Origin of the sequence: Pseudovibrio sp. FO-BEG1, assembly GCF_000236645.1 — a bacterium.
Taxonomy (GTDB): domain Bacteria; phylum Pseudomonadota; class Alphaproteobacteria; order Rhizobiales; family Stappiaceae; genus Pseudovibrio.
The window spans coordinates 4,900,428-4,925,311 of the sequence record NC_016642.1 but is presented as its reverse complement, the minus strand read 5'-3'; the positions used below and the strand labels follow the sequence as shown (position 1 = coordinate 4,925,311).

The following is a 24,884-nucleotide window of genomic DNA, read 5'->3' as shown; positions in this document are numbered from 1 at the left end:
TGGTATTATGAAATACAGTTCTCAAAAAGTTGCGTATGCTTACTTCGTAGCTGCGCTTGGACTATTTGCAATCCAGGTTCTCGTCGGTTTGATCGGCGGCTGGATTTACGTTTCACCTAACTTCCTTTCGGAGTTGCTGCCGTTCAACATCGTTCGCATGTTGCACACCAACGCGCTGGTCGTCTGGCTTCTGCTCGGCTTCTTCGGTGCGGCTTACTTCATCATTCCTGAAGAGAGTGAGCGGGAAATCCATTCCGTAAAACTCGCTTACATCCAGTTGCTTATTCTGGTTGTTGGTACTCTGGGTGCTGTTGTCAGCTATATCTTCGGCATTCACGAAGGTCGTGAGTTCCTTGAGCAGCCGCTCTGGGTTAAAGTCGGCATTCTTGTTGCTGCACTGATCTTCCTGTTCAACATCTCCATGACTGTGCTGAAAGGTCGTAAGACTGCAATCACCAACATCCTGGTGATCGGTCTGTGGGCTCTTTCCCTGCTGTGGCTGTTTGCATTCTACAACCCTGCAAACCTCAGCCTGGACAAAATGTACTGGTGGTATGTTGTTCACCTTTGGGTGGAAGGTACCTGGGAACTCGTGATGGCTTCCATCCTTGGCTTCCTGATGCTGAAACTCACCGGTGTTGACCGCGAAGTTATCGAGAAATGGCTCTACATCATCGTAGCAACCGCTCTGTTCTCCGGTATTCTTGGTACAGGTCACCACTACTACTGGATTGGCTTGCCTGGCTACTGGCAGTGGATTGGTTCCATCTTCTCAACTCTGGAAGTTATTCCATTCTTCCTGATGATGACCTTCTCCTTCGTCATGGTCTGGAAGGGTCGTAAGAACCATCCAAACAAAGCAGCTCTGCTGTGGTCTCTGGGTTCCGCAACTGTCGCGTTCTTCGGCGCTGGCGTATGGGGCTTCCTGCATACTCTGCACGGTGTGAACTTCTACTCACACGGTACTCAGATCACTGCAGCGCATGGTCACCTTGCCTTCTTCGGCGCATACGTTGCTCTGAACCTTGCAGTATTCACCTACGCAATGCCAATGCTGAAGGGTCGTAACCCATACAACCAGGTTATCAATATGGGCAGCTTCTGGCTCATGACCGGTGGTATGTCCTTCATGACCTTCGTGCTGACATTTGCTGGTACCATCCAGACACACATGCAGCGTGTTGTTGGTGAAGACTTTATGACCGTTCAGGATCAGCTGACAGTGTTCTACATCATGCGCTTCGGTGCTGGTGCAGCTGTTGTCCTCGGTGCAATCCTGTTCATCTACTCCGTGCTCGTACCACGGAAGGAACTGTTCACCGAGACATCTGGTTCCAAACCAGTAACCGGAAGCAACCCTGAAGCCCAAGCAGTTCTGGAAGGTGGTCGTTAATGACTGTACAGAACCACGTTTTTGATGTGCCCTATTATCAGCCAATCGCCGATGAATGTGCATTATTTGAAACGGCTTTTAACAAAGGTCTGCCCCTTCTTTTGAAGGGGCCGACGGGCTGCGGCAAAACCCGCTTTGTGGAACACATGGCCGCGAAGCTGGGTCGTCCGATCTACACCGTGGCTTGCCACGATGATCTTTCCGCAGCAGACTTGATTGGTCGTTACCTGCTCAAAGGCGGCGTGACTGAGTGGGTTGATGGCCCGCTGACCCGCGCTGTTCGTGAAGGTGCGATCTGCTATCTTGATGAAGTGATTGAAGCACGGAAAGACGTTGCGGTTGTTCTGCACCCGCTGACCGATAACCGTCGTCGTCTCATCATCGAGAGAACTGGCGAAGAGCTGCAAGCTCCTCCGAACTTTATGCTCGTTGCCAGCTATAACCCCGGCTATCAGAACGTTCTGAAGCAGATGAAGCCTTCCACACGGCAGCGCTTCCTCTCAACCACCTTCGATTTCCCTGATGCGGAAACTGAAATTCAGGTTGTTGCTAAAGAAAGCGGACTTGATGTTGAGCGTACCAAGAACCTGGTTCGTCTCGCCGGCCATATCCGTGGTCTTTCCAGCCTGGATCTGGAAGAGGGTGTTTCAACCCGCTTGCTGATCTATGCAGCATCCCTGATTGCTGGTGGTATGCCAGTCGACAAAGCACTGCAATACTCTGTTGTTGAACCGCTGAGTGATGAACCTGATGTTCAGGTTGCGCTTCGTGATTTGATCGCAGTTGTTTACGGGTGAGCCTGATGAAAGAGCAAATACTGGAGTTTTTAGAGCCTGAAGAAGCCGTAGGTAATCTGTGGCATGACTATGCTTCAAGCCTGGGTGCTCCAGTGCACTACGAAGATATGGAGGTCGAGCTGGCTAAGCTTCGTACCTCCGTGCAAGTGGTGTTTCGCGGGTTAGGTGGTGAAGCGAAAGTCGAGATCAGTCAAGCTCCGGCGACCGCTTCAACCTACCGTATGCCCGTCAAACGCAAACTGGGTAACGCGGCTGAGACTATTTTTCTCTCCGAGTTTGATGGTGAGCGTTTAAGACTTCCGCCGGTTCTCGGTGTTTTCCCAAGTGCGGAGATGAACCGCGCGCATTACATCTGGCTTGCTGCTTTTGCGGCCAACTGTGATGTTCAGAAAATGCCGGAAGATCCATTGCAGGCGGATGTTCAGGCGTTGGCTTTGGCCAAGCAAGCTATTGAGCGTGTTTGGGAAAAGTGCAGCGGCCTGCAGAAGTTCTTTCGTGAATCCTGCGAGTTTTTGTTGCAAACTCGTAAGCGTCCAAGTCTTCCTGAATGGGAAGCTGCGGTTGAAGCTATTGTTCTGGAATTGCTTGGTGGACCGCGTGCGGTGACCAGCACAAGTGCAACTATTCGCAAGGCGATGGAATGTGTAGATGAGCGTTGGAAGCTGCAAGCTCCACGTGGATATTGCACCTTTGCGCCTGTGCCGATCTGGGTTTCCAGTGAGTTGGTCAACGGTGAACGGGGTGAAGAGCGCTCAGACGAACAGGCTCCGCCAACACCGCAAGGTGCCAACGCGACGTCGAAACGCAAAGCGAAACGTGAGAAGCGTGAGCAGGCGGATCGAAAAGACAGTTTTATTCTGCACCGGTTTGAGGCGATCCTCTCCTGGGTAGAAAGCATGAACCTCAATCGCAGTACTGACGATGATGAAGAGGAAAATGCGCAGAAAGCAGCTGATGATCAGGACTACATCAGCCTTTCTAAAAATCAGCGGAAAGCCGCGACGCGATTGCGTTTGCATCTGGATTTGTCTCCGGAAGATGCAGATCACGAACGCCTTTCCGACAAATACACTTATCCTGAATGGGATCACCGACAGCGCAAGTTTTTGGAAGATCACTGCCGCGTTCTTGAGAAAGACGCCGAGCCTGATTACGAAAGCGTGCTGCTGACAGATGCCTATCACAGACGCCGTATCCGGCAGGTGAAACGTCAATTTGAAGCTTTGCGTCCGAAGCGGATCATGCAGATGCGTCAGGCGGAAGGTTCTGAGCTGGATCTGGATGCGCTGGTCACTGCGCAAGTGGATCTGAAGGCATCCGGTTATGCGTCCGATCGGATCTTCCAGGATGCCCGCGCTGTTGAGCGTGATCTTTCCGTTGCGATGTTGCTTGATACATCCCGCTCCACCGAGAGTGCGGTTGGTGATTCTAGCGTGATCGAAATTGCTGGCGCTGCTTTGGCTGCATTGTCTGGCGGTATTGATGCAAGTGGCGATCATCTTGGCGTCTGGGGTTTTTCGTCCTTGAAACGAGACCGCGTTTTCATGAACAAAGCCAAAGGCTTCGATGAGCCGATGACTGACGAGGTGATTGCGAAGATTGGTGGTCTCAAGCCTTGTTATTACACGCGTCTGGGTGCTGCGATCCGGCATACAACCGCGCAGCTTGCCTTGCAGCAAACACAGCGGAAGCTTTTGCTTGTACTAACAGATGGAAAGCCAAACGACCTGGATCACTATGAAGGCATTCACGGCATTGAAGACAGCCACATGGCTGTTCGTGAAGCGCGTCGCCAAGGCATGGCCGTTCATGGTGTGATTGTTGATGAGGATGGGCAGGACTGGTTTGCCCGGATCTTCGGCAAGGGTGGTTACACATTGTTCCCAAATCCGGAGCGTCTTACTCGCGCGCTACCTGATATCTACAGAAGCCTGACAAGGGAGTATTAGATTATGAAGCTTTTCTATATGGTTATGGGCTTTATGGCGGGTCTGCTGCCTTTGTCCGCAATGTCGGCGGTTTCCGGGTATCAGCGCCCTGTGCCTCAGCCGCAAAGTGCGACCGCTGAACTCTGGTTTTTGCTGGCAACAGTTATGCTTGTTGTTTCACTTTATGTCGTTCACAGGGTCGTTAAAGGCAGATGACTGAAGACGAACTCCGCAATCGCATCAGCGTAAGAAGGCTGGCGCTCTATCTTTACCCGTTGGGTATTGGAGCAGTTGGCATCAACCTCTTCTTTTTGTCGCTGATCTTCTCATGGGTTGGGCTGCCAGTTATGTCGCCCTATCTCGCGATGGCTGGAGGTGTTGTGTTCGGCTATCCATTTGCATATCCCTTCGCGAAGCATATCCGATACCTGATGGATAAATCGGACGGATTGCTGGACTGATTGAACAGTTCAGTGAAGGTTGAATCTCAGCGCGGCCTCTTCAGGTCGCGCTTTTTTTGTGAGAAGTGGTCACTGCGTTGATCTGATTGACAATTCTGTCAATTCAGGACTGCTGATTATTATGCCAGCATAGTGCTGATTTGCTGGAGTTGTTTTGCGTTCCTTCTGGCCTGGACTTCTGATTGAGAGAGGCAGCAGTTGCGAGCGTTTTCTGCCCGTACATTTTCGAAGGAACTGAGGTTGTGTTGCTGGCTGACAGCAGCATGCTTTGGGCTTTGCTCGGGATTTGGGGGAGAGGCTTACGCTCAATCGGGCCGCTGGCCTTTGGACTGGAACAGCTGGGAAACTGCGACTGGAGACTGGGGCGGATATCGCACCAAGCTCAATAACATGGGCATTGATCCAGAGCTGAACTACACGCATGACATCATGGCTAACCCGGTTGGTGGCGAACGGCAATCTTTGGCTTACGCTGGGGCGCTTGATGCCAGCGTCGATCTTGATCTTGAGACATTGCTGGGATTGAACGGAACCAGTTTCAGCTTGGGTTTGTACCAAGGTCTTGGACGTGATCTCTCCGGTGAAGACATCAATAACTTCTTCGATGTGGCGCAAATCTTCATTGGTGATGTGTTTGGCATTTCGCAGATGAATTTTCTGCAGACATTGGCCAATGATCGGATTGAGATTGCGCTTGGCCGATTGTCGGCTGGTACTGACTTTGCCTTCAGTGAAGCATTCCCGCTTTATGTGAACACGGCGGTCAACGGCAACCCGGCTCAGTTGCTTGAAAACGTACCTTCTTTTACGACACCTCCCTTCAGCCAGTGGGGAGTGCGAGGAACGGTTAAGCCGGAGGAGTTCCTGTATCTTTCGGTTGCCGCTTATAATGCTGATGTGAATGCTCAGGACAATGACACGCAAGGGCTGAACTTCAAGTTCAATCCCGAAGATGGCGTGCTGGCGATTGCTGAAGGTGGGGTGCTTGTTGGGCAGGAAAGTAATGGCCCATATCTTCCCGGGCGTTACATGATTGGTGGGTACTATGATACCAGCGATTACACCAGTTTTGTGGATCCAGATGACATCATTGAGGGGAACTGGGGGCTCTACTTCATTGCCAATCAAATGGTCTATGAAGAGCAAGAGGATCAGGGACTTAACGTCTGGGGTGTTTTCACGTTGGCCCCGCGTCAGAGCATTAACAGTTTCCCTTATGGAGTGAGCGGTGGCGCCTATTACAAAGGGCTGTTTGACAGCCGAGATAACGACATCACGGCAGGTGCACTTTACTTAGGCATCTATAGCGAGGACCTGCCCGGTCAGACCTTCGAACTCGTTTTCGAACTGAACCATCGTTTTCAGTTTAATCAGTGGTTCTATACGACGGTGGATGGCCAGTATGTTGTGAACCCAAATGGGCAGACGAACATCTCTGATGCATGGGTTGTTGGCCTCGAAATGTCCGTCGATTTCTAAGTAATTTCCCTGTGATTTTGAGTGTGATTTGGCCGTATCTGATAGTGCAAATCAGTTGCATAAAACATGTAGATTTACGGAAGAAAAAATACGCGGAAATCCACTGTAAACTTGGAGTTTTTGCGGCTCGGATAGCTGTTCTGCATGGGGGAGTGCTCTGCAGTGAAGCAGTACAAAATTTCAGCTTTAAAACAAAGGTATTCAAGCGCTGATTTTGTCTTATTGAGTGGAACGTACTGACTCTACATCAGAATTCTCTAAATTAGTTTGGTTTGATGTAATTTGAAATATGGACGAAAGCTAAATCATCACGGAAATGTGAGATGTAAACTCAAGTTAATTTTAAATCTTGAGTTTTCTGTACTAGTATTTCTCAAGCTTTCAAATTGATTGCAATCAAAATGTAAAAGTAATCTCGTTGATATATTTTTCTCAGTTCAGTTGAGAAGTTGATTCTATCATGCAGGCGCAGATGGAGAGGCGGCATTTTCTTGGCATATCCAAGTATGCGGAGGATAAACCGTGTCCACCCTACAGTATTAGCATAGATAAATTTTCGGATGCTTGCACCGGTTGCGGCGATTGTGTTTCTGCGTGCCCTGAAAAGATCCTTCTCATTTCTGAACGGAGCAGATTGGCTGTTGTCGATTTCGGCATGGGATCCTGCACGTTTTGTGAGGAATGTGTCGACGCCTGCAGGGAGGGAGCGTTGGTCAAGACTGATGGGGCTCCCTGGGCGATGAAAGCTACCATCGGTTCCAACTGCCTCTCTTTTCAAAAGATCGCGTGCCGGGCCTGCGCAGACTTTTGTGAGATGAGGGCAATCCGGTTTCATCTTGGCCTTGGCGGCCAGCAAATTCCTGATTTGGACAGTGAAGCCTGTACCGGCTGCGGTGCCTGCCTTGTTGCCTGTCCCAATGGATCCATCGAAATGCGTGAAATTAAACTCCAAGAGGAGGTTCTATGAACATTTGCGGCGTTCTTGTGACCTGCGAGCCGGGCAAGACCCAAGAGGTTTCCGAAGCAATCACAGCCCTTCCGGGCGTGGAAGTTCATATCACCAATGAAGAAACAAGGCAGCTCGTTGTCACAGTGGAAGACACGGATGAGACCTTTGCTGATCAGCAAGTGGTCGAGCTCCACCGGACACCAGGCGTTGTTTCTGCAGCACTTACTTACCATCAATTCGAACCAAACACCGACCCTGACTTGAAGGCGGCCTAACGGGAGGCAAACCATGTCAATCACGGCATCTCGCAGAGATATAATTAAGTCAGCAGCGGTTGCAGCAACTGCTTCTGCAGCTGGCATCGCTCTACCAAAGTCCGCCGAGGCTCAGGGAAAAGCCTCCGACATCCGCTGGGATAAGGCTGTCTGCCGCTTCTGCGGTACTGGCTGTTCACTCCTTGTTGGTGTGAAGGATGATCGCGTTGTGGCAACGCAGGGCGATCCTGATGCGCCTGTAAACCGTGGCCTGAACTGCATCAAAGGCTATTTCCTTTCCAAGATCATGTATGGTCAGGATCGCCTGAGAACACCTCTTCTGCGTAAGACTGGTGGCGTTTACGACAAGAATGGTGAGTTTGAGCCTGTTTCCTGGGATGAAGCCTTCACCGTTATGTCTGGCAAGTTCAAGGACGCGATCAAGAAGACTGGTCCGTCTGCGGTTGGTATGTTTGGCTCTGGTCAGTGGACCATCTGGGAAGGTTATGCTGCCTCCAAGTTTATGAAGGCAGGTCTGCGTTCCAATAACATCGATCCAAATGCGCGCCACTGTATGGCGTCTGCTGTGGCAGCGTTTATCCGTACATTCGGTATTGATGAGCCAATGGGCTGCTATGATGATCTGGAGCTAGCTGACACGTTCGTGCTGTGGGGCGCGAACATGGCAGAGATGCACCCAATCCTCTGGTCACGCCTGACAGATACACGCCTGACTAAGCCGGGCTGTGAAGTGCATGTTCTTTCCACTTTTGAGCATCGCAGCTTTGAACTTGCTGACAACGGTATGGTGTTCACACCACAGACCGACCTGGTGATCCTCAACTTCATCGCGAACTACATCATTGAGAATGATGCGGTGAACTGGGACTTCGTCAACAAGCACGTCAACATTACCAAGACTGCTACAGATATTGGCTATGGTCTGCGCCCAAATGATGAGCGCGAGACAAGTGCTGAAAACGCTGGCTCCGGCAAGATTTCTAAGATTGACTTTGAAGAATATAAGCAGCTCGTTTCCAAGTATACCCTTGAGTATGCAGAGGAAATGTCTGGTGTGCCTGCAGAGAAGCTTCTGAAACTGGCACAGGCATATGCTGATCCAAACCGGAAAGTTATGTCCCTCTGGACCATGGGCTTTAACCAGCACTCACGTGGTACATGGGTTAACAGCCTTTGCTATAACGTGCACCTGCTGACAGGTAAGATCTCCGAGCCAGGTAATGGTCCATTTTCTCTGACTGGTCAGCCATCTGCTTGTGGTACTGCACGCGAAGTTGGAACATTTGCGCACCGTCTGCCTGCAGACATGGTTGTCAAAAATCCAAAACACCGTGAGATTTGTGAAAAGGCTTGGGGCATTCCTGAAGGTACGATCCCTGGTAAGCCTGGTTACCACGCTGTTCTGCATCACCGGATGCTTAAAGATGGCAAGCTGAATGCCTATTGGGTTCAGTGCACCAACAACCTGCAAGCTGCTCCAAATATGAACGAGGAAGGCTGGCCGGGTTATCGGAACCCAGACAACTTCATCGTGGTGTCTGATCCGTATCCAACCGTTACTGCAATGGCTGCTGATCTCATTCTGCCAACTGCTATGTGGGCGGAAAAAGAAGGTGCTTACGGCAACGCGGAACGTCGTACTCAGTTCTGGCGTCAGCAGGTGAAGGCTCCGGGTGAAGCTATGTCAGATGTTTGGCAGGTTATGGAGTTCTCCAAGTACTTCAAGACAGAAGAAGTCTGGCCTGAAGAACTGCTTGCCAAGAAGCCAGAATTACGCGGCAAGACATTGTTTGAAGTGCTTTACGCAAATGGTGTTGTCGACAAGTTCCCGGTCTCTGAAGTTGCAGAAGGCTTCAACAACCATGAGTCTGAGGACTTTGGCTTCTACGTACAGAAAGGTTTGTTTGAGGAGTACGCTCAGTTTGGTCGCGGTCATGCGCACGATCTGGCTGACTTTGACACCTATCACAAGGCTCGCGGTCTGCGTTGGCCAGTGGTTGATGGCAAGGAAACACTCTATCGCTTCCGTGAAGGCTACGATCCTTATGTTCCAAAAGGAGAGGGCGTCCGCTTCTACGGTAAGCCAGATGGTCGTGCGAACATCATCTTTGCTCCTTACGAGCCGCCAGCAGAAATGCCTGACAAAGACTTCGATCTCTGGCTGTGCACCGGTCGTGTGCTTGAGCATTGGCACACAGGTTCTATGACCCGCCGTGTTCCTGAACTGTACAGAGCATTCCCTTCCGGCGTCGTGTTCATGCATCCGCAAGATGCGCGTGAGCGTGGTCTCCGCAGAGGGCAAGAAGTCACTGTATCTACCCGTCGTGGTGAAGTGCAGACACGCGTTGAAACCCGTGGCCGCAACAAGGTGCCTAAGGGCTTGGTCTACATGGCTTTCTTTGACGCAAGTCAGCTGACCAACAAACTCACGCTCGATGCCACTTGTCCGATCTCGAAAGAGACCGACTACAAGAAGTGCGCATGTAAGGTGGTAAGCGCTTAGAGCAACCCTCTGAGCAGCAATGGATAAGAACCATGTCTGATCTCAAAAAGACAGGCCTCAGCAGTGCAAAGCGTCGTCAGTTTCTTGGCGACGCAGCCCGCACGGCGTGTGGCTGTGCTGTTGCTGCGACGTTCCTGACGGTCTATCAGGCGCAGGCCAAGGCTTTGCCTGCCGACGCCATCAGACCGCCCGGGGCTCTTACTGAAGAAGAGTTTTTAAGTGCATGTGTGCGGTGCGGACTGTGTGTTCGTGACTGTCCTTATGACACTTTGAAGCTCGCCGAGCTTGGTGAAACTGGCCCGGCAACCGGAACACCATACTTTACAGCTCGTGATGTGCCTTGTGAGATGTGTGAGGACATTCCTTGTGTTGCTGCCTGTCCAACAGGGGCACTGGATCATTCTCTCACCGACATTGATGATGCTGATATGGGTGTGGCTGTCCTGATCGATCAGGAGAACTGCCTCAACTTCCTCGGTTTGCGTTGTGACGTTTGCTATCGGGTTTGTCCGCTGATTGATGAAGCGATCAAACTTGAGATGACGCCAAACACGCGAACGGGCAGCCATGCTGTCTTCTCGCCAACTGTCTATGCAGATGCCTGCACAGGCTGCGGTAAATGTGAGAAGGCGTGTGTTCTGCCAGAGTCTGCGATCAAGGTTCTTCCTCGCCGTATCGCCAGAGCTGAGAGTGCTGAGCACTACCGGCTTGGTTGGGAGGAAAAAGCCAAGGCAGGAAATGCGTTGGTGCCAGGTGTGATCGATCTGCCGGATCGTGTGCCGGATGCAGGTGCCTTCAAGCCCGAGTTCCAACCAGGGAAGGGGCAGTGATGACTACACATGCATTAGACGCCCAAAGCCTCAAGGAAAAGAAGCGGAGTTGGGTTCTGCGTAACCGCTTTCTGCTGCTTAGACGAAGCACTCAGTTGCTGGTTCTGGCTCTTTTCCTTGCTGGTCCCTGGGCCGGGATCTGGATTGTCAAAGGAACGCTGACGTCCAGCATGACGCTGAACATCCTTCCGCTGTCAGATCCGTTTTTGCTGTTGCAGACAATGGTGACGGGACACTGGCCTGAGCTGACCGGTTTGATCGGTCTGGCCATTGTAGTTGCTTCTTACGCTATGTTTGGTGGTCGGCTTTACTGCTCATGGGTCTGCCCCATGAATGTGGTGACTGACAGTGCAAACTGGCTGCATCGTAAGCTTGATCTGAAAAAGGGATGGCAACCGAAAAAGCATACCCGCTATTGGGTGCTGGCGATGACGCTGCTTGTCGCCGCCGGGTCTGGTTCTCTGGCTTATGAGCTGGTCAATCCGGTGACCCTGCTACACCGTGGGCTGGTGTTTGGCATGGGCTTCGCCTGGACTGCGGTTTTGATGGTGTTTCTGTTTGACACTTTCGTCTCCCGGCATGGCTGGTGCGGACATCTGTGCCCTATGGGTGCGGTGTATGGACTGCTCAATACCAAGAGCTTGCTGCGGATCTCTGCCAAGAACCGCGAAGCCTGTGATGACTGCATGGACTGCTTCGAGGTTTGCCCTGAGAACCATGTGATCTCGCCAGCTCTGCGAGGTAAAGGGGATGACACCCCTCTCATTCAACATCGGGACTGTACGTCTTGTGGTCGCTGTATCGACGTATGCGATCTGGACGTTTTCAGTTTCACCCATCGTTTCGATACTCAACTTATTCAACCTACTTCAATCGAACCGGGCCCCCGCGATCCGGTCGCGACCAAAGCTATGGGAGGTCACAAATGAAAACGGGAGTGCCTTGGAAGGCTATCACCATTATGGCGGTTTTGAACCTTACCGGCTTTGCTGCCTTGAACGCACATGCCGAGGGGGTAAAGTCCTTGCGGGGTGTACAGGTCGATGAGCCCGTGTTCGTAGAACCGATTGCTCGTCCTCAAAACACCCGGGTGAACCGCGAGTTTCGTCAGCAGCCACCGTTGGTGCCGCACAAGACTGAAGCCTATCAGGTGGACCTGAAGGTGAACCAGTGCCTGACTTGCCATGACTGGGCAAATGCAGGTGAGAAAAAAGCACCAACCCTTTCCATGACACACTATGCGGACCGTGAAGGGCGTCAGCTGGATCAGGTTGCTGGTACACGCTGGTTCTGCACGCAATGCCATGTTCCTCAGGTCGAAGCTGAGCCGCTCGTGGAGAATGAATTTACTCCGTCAAGCAAACGCTAGATGGCACTCTGACTGGAGGAACTAAATATGAGCAATCAAGGCGCAATTCCCAATAAAGATCAGGGGCCTGGCCTGATCAAACGGATCTGGCGTTTTCTGAGACACCCTGCTGCGACGATTTCTGCAGGTGCTCTGTTGCTGATTGGTGTCGTTGTTGGTGTGGCTTTTTGGGGTAGCTTCAACTGGTCCATGGAAATGACCAATACAGAAGAGTTCTGCATTGGCTGCCATGAGATGGAGGCAAACGTCTACGCGGAATACACTGAGACAGCGCATTACAACAATGCTTCAGGCGTACGGGCAACCTGTCCTGACTGTCATGTGCCTAAAGAGTGGGTGCATAAGGTGGTTCGGAAGGTGCAGGCAACCAGAGAGCTTTATCACAAAGCTTTGGGTTCCATTGATACCCCTGCGAAGTTTGAAGAGAAACGTCTTGAGTTAGCAACCAACGTATGGACTGCAATGAAGAAGACAGACAGCCGCGAATGCCGCAACTGTCACGAGTTCGATTCTATGGACTTTGTTCTTCAGGAAGGCCGCGCATCCGCTGCTCACTCTGATGCATTCAAGGAAGGCAAGACTTGTATTGATTGTCACCAGGGCATCGCACACAGCCTACCAGCAAACGCTCTGGAAGCTTACAAAGAGAAGGTTTCAGCTGTTTACGACTAAACATCGCATTTGCTGACGTCAGACAAGACAATTGGGAAAACCCACCTTCAAGCAACCTTGAGGGTGGGTTTTCTTTGTCTCATGCACTGTGAGATGAGCGAATCAGCATTCGGCCTTGGCAACTGAAATACAGGAAGGAAGCGCAGCATGGATGTGTTTGCTTGATCCAAATCAAAGGAGAAAGGGAGCAGTTATGTTGGATGTGATCAAAATGACACAAATATGAGCATTATATTCATATTTATTTTTGAATGGTCATTTTTACATTGATAGATATCTCTACTCAATAATATGAGTCATTAACTCATATTAAAAGGGTGTAGGGATGTCCAAGGGTTTTGTCTCCGGCTTGATGACCGGAATCTGCTATCTCGCACTGCAAACCGGTGCATATTCTCAAGAACAGAAAGAACCAGAAGAGCTCGGTCCGATCATCGTAACCGCTGCCCGCGGTGAACAAAGCCTCGACGAGGTCACACGCTCCGTCGCTGTCGTCGATAGCGAGCAGATTGAGCGTGCCTCCACGAACAGTGTGGCTGAGATTTTGCGTGATGTGCCGGGTGTTAAGATCATCGATAGTGGCGTGCCGGGAATGCAGCGTATCAGTATTCGAGGAGAGTCTTCTATTCGTAACGTTGTGCTGATTGATGGACAGGAGATCTCTGACCACACCTCTTATGGTCCGCTGTTTTTGATTGCGGCTGAAGATATTGAGCGGATTGAAGTTGTGAAAGGTCCAGGCTCCGTTCTTCATGGTTCTAAGGCAATTGGTGGTGTTGTAAACATCATCACCAAGAAAGGTGCAGATAGACCATTGGAGGTAGAGGTTGGCACGAAATTTAATTCCTCGACCAATGGCATAAGTGGTTTTGCTTCTGCTGCCGGTACGATCGATAAATGGGATTATCGAGTTTCTTTTTCACGAGCATATGATGGTGACAGGGAGACACCAGCTGGCACTTTAGACCCCAGCGCATCTTCGGAGCAAAGTGCGACCGCTTACATTGGATACCGCGGTGATCAACATAGTTTTAGCTTGAAAGCTGAGCGCTATGAGTTGGAAGCAGATGTTTACACCGGTGATCCGGATTTTCCTTTTGACTTGCCTAAGCGTGATCGCTCTAAGCTCTCTATTTTTTATGATTTTGAAGATGTGAATGAATACATCTCCAAGATACATCTTGATGGATTTTTCCAACAAATCGACCGTGTTGCTGAAAATGGCTACACGATTCCGGAAATTGCTTTCCCCCCTACCAATCCTCCCACCATCACTAAGATGAAGCAGCGTGACAATCATATCGAAAGTGAGCTGCAAACTTTGGGACTTAATGGTCAGGTGGATCTAGCACTTTTCAATAATGTTGTGACCTTGGTTGGTTTCCAAGCTGTTCAGGATCGTCTGGATCGACAAAGCTCTCAAACTGGCATGGACATTCCATTTCCACCAGGTCCACCGAACTTCCCAACACCAATCACTCCAACCAGTACTGATGATGAAGGAAAAGTAACAACACTTTCTGCGTTTGTACAAAATGAGTGGGATGTGACCGATGATCTGACACTCACTTCTGGCAGCCGTTATTATTTTGTGAAAACCGAGAACAAAGGATCAGCGGGCGATCGGGATGAAACTGATCAGGCTGTCGTGGGGGCTGTTGGCCTAAACTACACTGGCTTTGACGATTTCGCACTAAGAGCGAGTGTGGCCCAAGGATATGTGTATCCGACACTCATCCAGACTATGATTGGTACTAACTTTTCACCAGCTGGTATGGTTTTCTCCAATCCTGACTTGGAAGCGGAAACATCCGTGACTGCTGAGCTTGGTGGGCGTTACGATGACGGGCAGCTCATGTTGGACGCCGCTGTCTTTTATACTCAGGCAAAAGATTACATCACGACGGTTTCTTGTGACAATGTTGCCTGCCCAATAGGCTCACTGATGTATGATAACATTAATGAGGCACGGACTTGGGGGCTTGAGCTATCTGCTTCTTACAGAATTTCTGATTGGAGTTTGACACCATATGCGAACCTGACATTGATGCGTCGTCAGTTTGAAGAGGCTGATCTTACGACATTTCATACAAACACACCGTTAGTTTCTGGTTCTGTTGGTGTGAAGAAAGACTGGAGCCTCTCAAACGGAGTTGAAGCACACGCTGATATGTATGCCCGTTTTGCTAGCAAACACACCGATCTTGATCGCAGTAATGAGGTGGTCACAGAAGACGCCTTCGCAACTCTTAACCTAGCAGGTGGGTTCTCTTACGACTTTGATGATGAGCGTAAGTTGAAGGTAAATGCTGCGGTCGAGAACATTTTTGATCTTGAGTATAAGCCTTCTCTGGATGAATTGACTGCGCCAGGGCGGACCTTCAAGCTTTCTGCAAGCGTGATCTTCTAAGTCATTTAAGCCCTGTCGTGATTACGGCAGGGCTTTTTAGTAAGGAAACAACAAAATGAAAACTGTGCTTCTCATGTTTCTGCTGAGTTCAGTGGGGGCTGATGGGGAGGTTGGTGCCTCCTATGTTGAGAAAGACAGCCACGAAGAATGCCAGGAAGGCATTGTTGCTCTTAAAGAAATTCTCAGTGAGCCACGTTTCAAGATCCACTATGCTGGATGTCATGAAAGTACTGCAAATATCTCAGAGTTTGAGCATCCAGGGGCTGAAGACGAGGTTGATAAAGCGGAGAGGCTTGTGTATCTGAATGCGCTTCAAGATGGAAAACTCTTGGTTTCTCAAGCTGAGAGCCTTTCTCTCTGTGAAGCTCAGCTAGAGGGCTCTGACAGCTGGTGTGCTATCAGCACGCAGAAGTTATTGCCGTAACAAAGTGATCTATGCTTTGCTCTCCCTTAGAAGTTTTGCTTTTGGGGGGAGCACGCATGTCATCACATACTAAGATAGCCTGGATCATTGGAGCGACTTCAGGAATAGGTGAGGAGCTATGTAAGCTCTATGTTGCAGATGGCTGGAAAGTTGTGGCGAGTGGCCGACGTGCTGAGCGCCTTGAAACACTGACGAAGGCGCACAGCACAGTGAAAGCTTTACCAGTTGATGTAACCGATAAAGAGCAGATTGAGCATGCTGTTCAAAGACTAGAAACCGAAGACTTGCTGCCGGACCTTACAGTGTACTGCTCTGGCGTGTTCCATGTAGGCGGACTATCCACTTTGACGGAGGATGTATGTATCAACGCAATGGATACCAACTACTTTGGTGCTGTTCGTACCATCCATAATCTGTTTCCTCTACTGAAAGAGCGTGGCTCAGGCCAGATAGCAATCATTTCCTCATTGAGTGGATATGGGGGGCTGCCTTATGCGGCAAGTTACGGCCCAACAAAGGCTGCCTTGATCAATCTCTGTGAGGCGTTGAAGCCGAGCTTTGATCGGGCAAATCTTTCTCTGTCGGTGATCAATCCGGGCTTTGTTAAAACCGCAATGACGGAGAACAGCAGGTTGCCTATGCCGTTTATAATTGGGGCTGAAGGTGCGGCGCGGCGGATCAAGAAAGGTCTTGATCGAAAGAAGTTTGAGATCGCATTCCCATTCCCGCTGGTAACTGCGCTGAAACTGCTCCGATTTATGCCCTACTGGGCTTACTTCCGACTAGTTGGTTTGTCTGCAGGTAAAAGAGGGCGAAGCTGACCTGCCTTTAGGATGGCTGAAATTGCGGTGAGCCTTGGTGTTGAGGCTTCTCTACTGTTTGTGACATAGCGTGTTGCAGCTCAGGTATGAATGCCCAGATCTCGCGGTTAAGCTTGACCAGTTTTTCGATTGCCTTCCCCATTTGGGCGATACGCGCATCATCCAGTGCTTTGATTTCTCCAAGTTGAATTTGCCCATTTTTGCGCTGAATGCGCATTGAATGGGTGTGCGTTATCTCACCCTGCTGGTTTTGCCTGAAGGTTGCGTGACTGAACTCATTTCTCAGGCGCGTGCTTTCGTTGAAGATGCGCAGGATACGGCGAAGTTTCTTTTTGAGAGTGTCATCTTTGAGCTTTGCATCAGCCAGACGCTCGATCAGGTCTACGCGGGCCCTCGTTGTATTGAGTGTACCAAAGACCAGCGTTGCGGTGAGTTCATCTGTCTCCATCAGGTGTTGGAGGATGTATATGAACGTGCTCTCATTATTTGACCAACTGTAGTTGATGTTGCCAATCAAGGCGAACAGCAGGTTGCGCCTGCCTGCTTTGTTGGGGGCCAAGCGATCCAGCTCGTCAAAGTCAGGCGAATGAGGGATCTGTTCATCATCCATGGAGCTTACCCGTCTAAGAAGATACGTTGATGTGCATGGTCTCTATATTCTGACGTCAGGGTAGCAAAGCTGTAGGCTCATTGACAGGGGCTGTCAGATTGATTTTTGCTGGCGACTCCTAGGATGGGTGTAATGCATGCTTTCGTGAAGTATATGAAGCATCAAAAGGAGAAATGCTGGAATCTTGAGGGTTATAAATCTCAGTGAGGCCAAATAATCTTGAATTACCTGTGAAGAAATTTATGCGATCAGAAATACAAATTAAGTGCCGTATTGTGTCCTTAAATTGGAGTATTACGTTCTTTTATTAGTCGGCGAAGTATGGTTATGGATCCATAACTTTTACACTGAAACAGTGTTTGGGGCGTACTGTAATTTTACTGCATATTGCATGAGTTCTTGAAAACCTGTTTCCCGATCAGCTTGCTAGGCGATTTAGATGAGACTGGCATTATTGAGACCAATAAACATACCCCTGTGAGGGGTGCTCAATTAGTTTTCAGTGATATTTAAAACATTAATTTGCAAATACTAACGTTAACTAGCTATTAATATCCTAGATAATCATAGTAATTTCTATCTAGTTCAATTGAATGTATTGTTTGTTTTTACCCAATATTACTCTTGGTTTGTCTGATTTTTAGGCCGTGTTATAGCTTCCGCCGCTTCCGTGAGGAATTTTCTTTCTTGTCTTTGCTGGAGCTTTGTTTGAAGGAATGGAGTCAATTCGTTTTAGCAAGAGCATTTAGTTAGTAATTAGAGCGGAAACCCAGAACCAAAGCATTTTATCGGTTCCTTCGCTTTCTGAAGCCGAAATCATGTTTATCGTGCAGATACCTTGTTTGTGCGGGCTGGACCCTTGCGCCTAAAATTCGGAGTTTTCCGGGTATGCGAGCCATATGCTCTCTTTGGTCCCAGATCGAAACGCTGAACCGAAAAGACAGCCTTCAAATCATGGAATGAAACATTTTTTCAATCCTCAGGGGAACCTGTGGCAACCAGCTGACGTAAATGATCGGCTTTTTGCAGGGCAGTTCTCCGAATATTTGGAGACGATATGTCTGGTTATAATCCATTTAGTGATGGCACCGATACACGTATCCGCGCGGAGCAGGATAACACGCTCGGTGATAAGGACGTTGTTGAGCACAACGGTGATAGTAGTGCTGAGGTCCTTAATGACGGTTCGTTAGATCAAAGCATTGAAGTGAACCGTACTGATGATGTTCGGACCTATGCTCAGGCCGGCGATGGTATTCAAGATATCAATGCTGCTCTTAAGATCGGCGACGACCTAACCATTGATGCTAGTTCGGCTGCATCTGCTAATGGTAAAGGTGTTGCGCTTGCCTTTGATCAGGGTATTGCAACTGGTGCGAACCAACAAAGCAACGATGTTTCTGGCAGCGTAACTGGCGGTAACTTTGATGCCTCTTCAGTTGGTGGTGATGGAACTGGTGTGAATGCACACCAAACTGGTGCAGCTGCAGAAGACAATGACACCGATACTTTTCTTCGCGCCAACCAATCAAACTATGCAAACGATCTTGATACACTGGACAATGTAACCGTCACGAATGATGGTGATCTTGAACAGCGTGTCAAAGTTAAAGGTGGTGACGCAGATTCCGGTAACGGCATCATTGGTGCTGGTCCTACTGACATTGCTGGTTCTAATGTTGGCGTAGGCGATGATGAAAGTATCACTGGCTCTACTGCTGCTCAGGCAGATGCTTCTGGTCTTGCACGTAGTTTCAACCAGACACTGCAAACTGGTAACAACGAGCAGGGCAACAATGTCGATCTCTCGATCACCGGTTCTGACGTAGATGTCTCAGGTGCTGGTGGTTCCGGTGCAGAAGCTGTTGTTGGTGGTGCGGACGTCACCTCTGGTAACTCAGACACAAACACTCGCGCTCGTGTCACACAGTCAAATGAGCTGAATGACGGCGTTGGCGGTGGTTTTGGTGGCGGCAACATTGACGGTGCCATTGCAAATCCTGAGGTTGCGAACCTTGATGACTCTCATCAGGTTGTAAAATCTAAAGCTGGTGAAGCAACCAGTGAAGATGGCATTAACTCCATAGACCAGATCGGCACTTCCGCTTCTGTTGGTGGTGATGGCAGTGTAAATGGTAGTGCCGCTGCTTCAGCATCTGCAAGTGCTGTCGGCGTTGGTTTCCAGCAAGATATCTCTGCTGGCAGCAATGCACAGACCAACTCTGCTAGTCTTGGTATCACCGGCACTGGTGTCGGACAGGCTACTTCCGGTGAAGATGACGCGACTGCGGATATCAAGGTTGCTGCAGATGATGGCTTCATGGAATCTGAAACTGGTACGAATGCGAGATTCAACCAGTCTAACGATGCCTATGATGGCGATGCGATAATTGAGCCGAGCCTTCATAACGATGGTCATGCCAATCAGAAAATTGAAGCCTTCGGCAATGATGCTATTGCTGGTGACGGCATTGATATGAATGGTGGCCGTCTTGGTGCGACACATGTTGTTGATGATGGTTCTATCACCGGTTCTACGCTTGCTAAATCTGATGCATTGGGTGTTGCTGCAAGCTTTGAGCAGAAGGTTAGCACGGGTGGCAATGCGCAGAGCAATGCATCTGACCTGGATGTAACTGGGGCAAACCAAGTTACTGCTTCTGCTGGTGAAGATGGTGCTGCCGCTTCTTTGAATGCAGATGATCCATCTGTTTACGGTGAACATCAGACAGGCACTCGTACATCAAGCGATCAGACTAATGCTCTTGGTGATCAAGACGACATTGATGATGCGAATGTCTGGAATGAGCATGAAAGCACACAAACTGTTGATGTAGATGGTGGCACTTCAAGTGCTGGTAACGGTATCTCGTTTGATTCCGGTACTTCTGCCGCGGTTCACAGCAACTTTGATATGAGCGGTTCGGCTGCGGCCTCTGCGAATGCTCAAGGTGTTGCTCAGTCCTTCACACAGTCCCTGACATCTGGTGGTAATGCGCAAAGCAACTCCGCTGAAGTCTCTGTGACAGGCGCTGAAATGACTGCATCTATGGCGGGTGAAGACGGTGCTGGTGATGACACAGGACCAGTTTCACTTCTTGCTGGCAGTGGTAACACCAATACAAATACCAACTCCAATCAGTCTCAAGACAATGAGATGTATGATGGAGATTCCCTATTTAGTCCTGATGTCCTCAATACTGGTGGGGCAGATGCAGTGCAGACTGTCACCGTTGATGGTGGCAATGCGACTGCAGGCAACGGTATTGAAGCTTTAGGTGGAAACCTTGGTCCAGACACCGTCGGTGATGATAGCTCCATCTCCGGTAGCGCATCTGCAAATGCAAACGGTACGGGTGCTGCAATCAACTTTGGGCAGACGCTCAAAACTGGTGGCAATGCTCAATCTAACTCTGTTGATGTAGACGTTGTTGGTGGCAATAAAGCACTTGCATCTGCGGGTGAAAGTGGAGCTGTTGCTGGATCAAATACTGATACTCCAGTTGATCACGACACCACAACTACCTCATGGAGTGAGCAAAGCAATCAGCTCGGTGATGTAGATAATATTAGTCGTGCTGACGTAGCTAACTGGGGCCATAGCACTCAAACTGTTGATGTCGACGGTGGAACTGCGTCTTCTGGAGCTGGCATTGTTCAGACTGGTGGAAGTTCTACCAACATCGATGGCAATGAAAGCATCTCAGGCTCTAGTTCGGCTTCTGCAGATGCGACCGGTGTTGCTCAATCCTTCACGCAGACACAAGTGACAGGTGGTAATGCTCAAAGCAACTCCGCATCTGTCTCTGTTACTGGCGCTGATGTGAACGTTGCTTCAGCAGGTCAAGACAATGCAGAAGTGAATGGTACTTGGGCTGGAACCACGAACACGGATAGCTTCTCAGGTGGCCTCCAGGGTAACACTGCATACGATGGTGACACCATCCGGGATAGCGATGTTCGCAACCACCACGATTCCGTTCAGGACGTAACTGCTACTGGTGGCACAGCAACTGCAGGTGATGGCATTGAATCTACCAGCGGTGGTCAGATTGGTGCTCAGGGTGCTCCTGGCGTTGAAGAAGATAGCACCATTAGTGGCCTTTCAAGTGCTGGTGCTGATGCGACTGCTGCAGCTGCCTCGTTTGAACAGGTTCTGAGCACTGGTGGTAATGGGCAGGGTAACTCTTACGATGCGAGCATCGTAGGTGCGAACTCAGGCGTTGCTGCATCTGGTGAAGACAATGCAACTCTTGGCCAGTTTGGCCAGGCTGCTGCGGCAGGTCAAGCTGATACTGATACTGCTGCTGGTGCCTGGCAGGAAAACACGCTCGGTGACAATGATGAGTTGCTTGGCCCGGACGTTGAGAACCATGACCTAGTTGATCAGGATGTTTCCGCTACTGGTGGTACAGCCACAAGTGGTGCTGGCATTAGTGTTGCTGGGTTTGGTGGCGACGTTGGAGCAGCGCGTGTTGGTGACGACTCATCTATCACTGGTGTCACCCAAGCGACAGCGGATGCATCAGCATCTGCGTCTTCCATGAACCAGAAACTGTTTTCTGGTGGTAACTCGCAGGGTAATGATCTTGATCTGAGTGTGACCGGTGGAAGTAGCAATGTGCAGTCTGCAGGTGAAGATTCAAACGTAACGTTTGCATCTGTGGCTGGTACTGGTCCGGCTGATAATGGTGGAGTGGATTCTACTGACTCTCTCCTAGGCGGATATCAGAGCAATACTCTTTATGATGGTGATGAAGTTTCTTATGCAGATGTTGAGAACCATCATGAAGTTTATCAGGATGTAACCGCCACTGGTGGTTCTGCGAGTGCTGGTGTTGGTTCTGGTGGGATTGATGGCACCGATGTGAAAGGTGCATTGAATGTTGGAGATAACGCATCTCTCACCGGTAAAGCGTTGTCATCAGCTGATGCTGTTGCAGAAGCTTCTGCCTTCAATCAGGTAGTCTCTACAGGTGGCAATGCTCAGGTTAACTCTGCTGATGTTGACATTGTTGGAGACAACAAGAATGTCATCTCTGTTGGGGATGACAGTGAAGGTGGAGCTGACAACTCAGTTCGCTCCGGCACCATTGCTGGAAACGCTGATAGTCTTGCTTTGTTCTCACAAAACAACACAGCGGGTGACAATGATCTCATAGATGAGATGGATGTTAAGAACTGGGAAGACGTTAACCAGACTGTGACTGCGGTTGGTGGCGATGCTCAATCTGGTGACGGCATTACTGATCCTGTGAGCACCTTTGTTGCCAATGGTTCCGTTGGTGATGATTACACCGTAACTGCGGAAGCTGTTGCTTCTGCCGACGCTACTGCGAAGACATCTGCCTTCAACCAGAGCCTGTATTCAGGTGGTAACAAGCAGGTCAACTCAACTGAGCTGGATGTTACTGGTCAGAACGACACTCTGCTCTTTACTGGTGAAGATGACGGTCTGGGTGCTTTGGACATCACTCCATCTGGTAGCCCAGATGTTGCCGGTGGCTTCTTCGGTACGCTGGACTCCAACGGTACTGACACCATCTTCGGTGCTGAGCAGGCAAATGCATTGTATGATCAGGATGTGATCACCAATGTCGAAGTTCACAATCATGGCACACTTAATCAGACGGTGACTGCTGATGGTGGTGAGGCGATCTCTGCAGATGGTATCCATGATGCAGAAAGCCTCTTCGACTTCGGTACAGGTGATGACTACAGCGTGACGGCTTCTACGGCTGCGACTGCTGATGCTCTGGGTGTGGCGAATGCCTTTAACCAGACGATCGTCATGGGTGCGAACGTTCAGGCCAATGCTGTTGATGTCAACGTTGTTGGCGGTTCTTCAACCGTGAACGTTGTTGGCGAAGACGACCTTGCATAAACAGATCTAAACAAGACCTGCGCGGAGCAATTCGCGCAGGTCATTTTATATATCCATATGAAATTGTTAGGATATTTTATGCTGTCGCAGGCTATAAATGAATTAAGCTGGCACTTTATCGGCTATATGAAGATCTTTGATAGTATCGCTACAGCCGAACAGAGCTTTGACGAAGCCTGGTTTGCTCAAGACACTATTGTTATTACCCCAGTGGAAGTTGTTTATTCTCGCGGAGATACCGCTGAGCTTCCCTATGAGAAATTCTATAATCTTCCGTCATTGCTGCCAGAGGTTGGCGCAGTCTCTCAGGCTCGTCTCCCATATTCGGTTGAGACGCTTGTAAATGCTTCGGACTTTACGCTGCCTTCTGAAGGTGTGTTTTTTGAAGATGGTGGTGAAACAGATCTGCCGCAAAATGGCGACGTTGGACAGTCTCTCGATTACACCTATACAATCACCTTCACCTATCGTGATATTTATGCTCCTGACATCGAAATCAACCTTGCTCAAGAGAATGCCCTGACAGATGACGATCTGTTGCTGTCCAAGAGCGAGTTTGGTGATGATATTCCAGAGAGCAATGCCGATGAGGTGTTAGAACAGCTTCTGGATGCTGCCAATGAAATAGAGCTCGATACTCTTGATCAGATTTTTGAGGAGGAGGATGCTCAAAGTGCAGCTGATGCTATCGGTGAGGCACTGGTTCAACGTGCTGAAAATGATGCACCGAACCCATCATTCACCAGCGGTGACAACATCGGTGAGCTGCCTGAAGAAGAGCAAGATAATGATGAGAGCTCTGATGATGACGAAAATGACAGCAGCTATGTGACGACTGGCGATAATGAGGCCGTGAACGTGGCTTCAATTGTGGATCTGAGTGAGCTGAAGTGTTCGACCGTTGTGATGGGAGATTACTACGCTACAAACTCGATTATTCAGAGTAACCTTTATTATGGACCAACTGAGCAACCTACCGATGTCGTTAATGGGCAAGGCCTCTCCGACACGGTTGTCTACAACGATGCCAATGTGAGTTCAGAAGGGGAGTATCTGATCTCCTCTCACGTGTCCTACGATAATCCAGACTACTCGTTCACCGTCGATGTGGTGAGTGGCAACTTCTACGATTTGAATATTGTAAGCCAGAAAAACTATCTGTCAGATGATGATTGCGTGTCCTATCAGCTGAACAACAACGGCTACTATGTTCAAACTGGTGACAACACCCAGGTGAATGCAGCGCAGTTGATTGATAGCATTCAAAATTATGACGTCATTGTCGTGCTGGGCAACTATTACGACGTCAACTACATCAGCCAGAAAAACATCCTTCTTGATACCGATTACGTCGATACAACAGGTACTTCGATTAACGGTACGGGGCGGCACAATGTTCTGACCAATGAAGGCACCATTAAGAACATTGGTGGTGGGTCGCTGATGAAACCCATGACTTCTGAGGTTCATGGTTTGGTTGACGCAATGGATGGTCGGGCTGGTGAACATGAGTACACCGCTTCTTCGGCGACAGGCGGTTTGCCAATTCTGCCCAGTACTGATCTGAAAGTCCTTTATATCACAGGCGATTACTATCAGATCAATGCAATTGAACAGATCAATGTTCTTTCAGATGCTGATTACGTGAAGATCCATAAGGAATCTGAAGATAGCGGAGTGCTGACGCAGACGATCAATGGTGAAGTTGTTGAGGCTGATGAGGATGGTTATCTGGATTCGTCGAGCAACAAGACAAGCAATAAAGCAACCATCATCGATTACGACAGTCAGTCGGGTTTTCAATATTTAGATGGCGAATACTCAGAGGAAGACATTGTCATAAAAGTCAATATCGTAGTCTCTGAAGAGGAAGATCTCGAAACAGCATTGAATGGAAATACTGATCTGGTTTCGGAGGTTGTTGCGTTTACTGGCAATGACGTTGGTAGTGAAGCCGGATCATCTCCCGCATTTGTTCCTTACGCGGGTGAGAGTGACTTGGTCTCAGATATAATTGTTTGATTTTAATGTATTTTTATAGAGAGAATGTATGTTTAAAGCTCGAGAGACTAAGAATAA

Annotated in this window: 19 protein-coding genes; 18 read left to right on the top strand and 1 reads right to left on the bottom strand. The window is 49.4% G+C overall.

Translation table 11 applies throughout. The features are described 5' to 3' along the window. The first annotated feature begins 7 nt into the window (after window positions 1-7). From PSE_RS22100 to PSE_RS22025, 16 genes are all read left to right on the top strand, one after another. Window positions 8-1,393 (top strand): cbb3-type cytochrome c oxidase subunit I, encoded by a 1,386-nt coding sequence (locus PSE_RS22100; protein ID WP_008552859.1) that lies wholly within the window; start codon window positions 8-10, stop codon window positions 1,391-1,393. Beyond that, entirely contained in the window at window positions 1,393-2,190 is a 798-nt protein-coding gene (locus PSE_RS22095; protein ID WP_008552880.1) for a CbbQ/NirQ/NorQ/GpvN family protein, read from the top strand. The genes PSE_RS22100 and PSE_RS22095 overlap by 1 nt, the downstream gene beginning before the upstream one ends. A gap of 5 nt (window positions 2,191-2,195) precedes the next feature. Beyond that, complete coding sequence (locus tag PSE_RS22090) at window positions 2,196-4,139, top strand: nitric oxide reductase activation protein NorD (protein ID WP_193384378.1); 1,944 nt, start codon at window positions 2,196-2,198, stop codon at window positions 4,137-4,139. A gap of 3 nt (window positions 4,140-4,142) precedes the next feature. Beyond that, window positions 4,143-4,334, top strand: coding sequence for a hypothetical protein (locus PSE_RS22085; RefSeq protein ID WP_037038177.1), 192 nt, complete (start codon window positions 4,143-4,145; stop codon window positions 4,332-4,334). Then, window positions 4,331-4,579 (top strand): hypothetical protein, encoded by a 249-nt coding sequence (locus PSE_RS22080; protein WP_008552875.1) that lies wholly within the window; start codon window positions 4,331-4,333, stop codon window positions 4,577-4,579. The genes PSE_RS22085 and PSE_RS22080 overlap by 4 nt, the downstream gene beginning before the upstream one ends. A 324-nt stretch (window positions 4,580-4,903) precedes the next feature. Further along, entirely contained in the window at window positions 4,904-6,058 is a 1,155-nt protein-coding gene (locus tag PSE_RS22075) for a carbohydrate porin (protein ID WP_014286837.1), read from the top strand. Between the two features lie 460 nt (window positions 6,059-6,518). Then, complete coding sequence (napF, locus tag PSE_RS27875; RefSeq protein ID WP_051125948.1) at window positions 6,519-7,025, top strand: ferredoxin-type protein NapF; 507 nt, start codon at window positions 6,519-6,521, stop codon at window positions 7,023-7,025. Next, window positions 7,022-7,282 (top strand): chaperone NapD, encoded by a 261-nt coding sequence (locus tag PSE_RS22065; RefSeq protein WP_014286835.1) that lies wholly within the window; start codon window positions 7,022-7,024, stop codon window positions 7,280-7,282. Before napF ends, PSE_RS22065 begins: the two co-directional genes overlap by 4 nt. 13 nt (window positions 7,283-7,295) lie before the next feature. After that, window positions 7,296-9,785, top strand: coding sequence for a nitrate reductase catalytic subunit NapA (gene napA / locus PSE_RS22060; protein ID WP_014286834.1), 2,490 nt, complete (start codon window positions 7,296-7,298; stop codon window positions 9,783-9,785). A 32-nt stretch (window positions 9,786-9,817) separates the two neighbouring features. Beyond that, entirely contained in the window at window positions 9,818-10,615 is a 798-nt protein-coding gene (gene napG, locus PSE_RS22055; protein WP_014286833.1) for a ferredoxin-type protein NapG, read from the top strand. Then, on the top strand, window positions 10,615-11,544 hold the full coding sequence (napH, locus tag PSE_RS22050; RefSeq protein ID WP_014286832.1) for a quinol dehydrogenase ferredoxin subunit NapH: 930 nt from the start codon (window positions 10,615-10,617) through the stop codon (window positions 11,542-11,544). The genes napG and napH overlap by 1 nt, the downstream gene beginning before the upstream one ends. Then, window positions 11,541-11,984, top strand: coding sequence for a nitrate reductase cytochrome c-type subunit (locus PSE_RS22045; RefSeq protein ID WP_208608778.1), 444 nt, complete (start codon window positions 11,541-11,543; stop codon window positions 11,982-11,984). The genes napH and PSE_RS22045 overlap by 4 nt, the downstream gene beginning before the upstream one ends. A gap of 27 nt (window positions 11,985-12,011) precedes the next feature. Beyond that, window positions 12,012-12,656 carry a NapC/NirT family cytochrome c gene (locus tag PSE_RS22040; RefSeq protein WP_008552814.1) on the top strand — a complete coding sequence of 215 codons (645 nt, stop codon included), beginning with the start codon at window positions 12,012-12,014 and terminating at the stop codon, window positions 12,654-12,656. A gap of 325 nt (window positions 12,657-12,981) precedes the next feature. Continuing rightward, the gene (locus PSE_RS22035; protein ID WP_014286831.1) at window positions 12,982-15,066 is read left to right on the top strand and encodes a TonB-dependent receptor; all 2,085 of its coding nucleotides are present in this window, start codon (window positions 12,982-12,984) and stop codon (window positions 15,064-15,066) included. A gap of 55 nt (window positions 15,067-15,121) precedes the next feature. Further along, complete coding sequence (locus PSE_RS22030) at window positions 15,122-15,490, top strand: hypothetical protein (protein WP_014286830.1); 369 nt, start codon at window positions 15,122-15,124, stop codon at window positions 15,488-15,490. Window positions 15,491-15,546: 56 nt separating this feature from the next. Next, window positions 15,547-16,311, top strand: a complete 765-nt coding sequence (locus tag PSE_RS22025; protein ID WP_014286829.1) for an SDR family oxidoreductase — start codon at window positions 15,547-15,549, stop codon at window positions 16,309-16,311. 7 nt (window positions 16,312-16,318) lie between these two features. On the opposite strand, the gene PSE_RS22020 is transcribed toward PSE_RS22025, so the two are convergent. Then, window positions 16,319-16,921 (bottom strand): hypothetical protein, encoded by a 603-nt coding sequence (locus PSE_RS22020; protein ID WP_014286828.1) that lies wholly within the window; start codon window positions 16,919-16,921, stop codon window positions 16,319-16,321. Window positions 16,922-17,978: 1,057 nt separating this feature from the next. Between PSE_RS22020 and PSE_RS22015 the strand changes: the two genes are divergently transcribed. Then, a complete protein-coding gene (locus tag PSE_RS22015) occupies window positions 17,979-22,805 on the top strand; it encodes a hypothetical protein (protein ID WP_014286827.1) in 4,827 nt (1,608 codons plus the stop codon). A 78-nt stretch (window positions 22,806-22,883) separates the two neighbouring features. Further along, window positions 22,884-24,827, top strand: coding sequence for a hypothetical protein (locus PSE_RS22010; RefSeq protein WP_014286826.1), 1,944 nt, complete (start codon window positions 22,884-22,886; stop codon window positions 24,825-24,827). The last annotated feature ends 57 nt before the right edge of the window (window positions 24,828-24,884 follow it).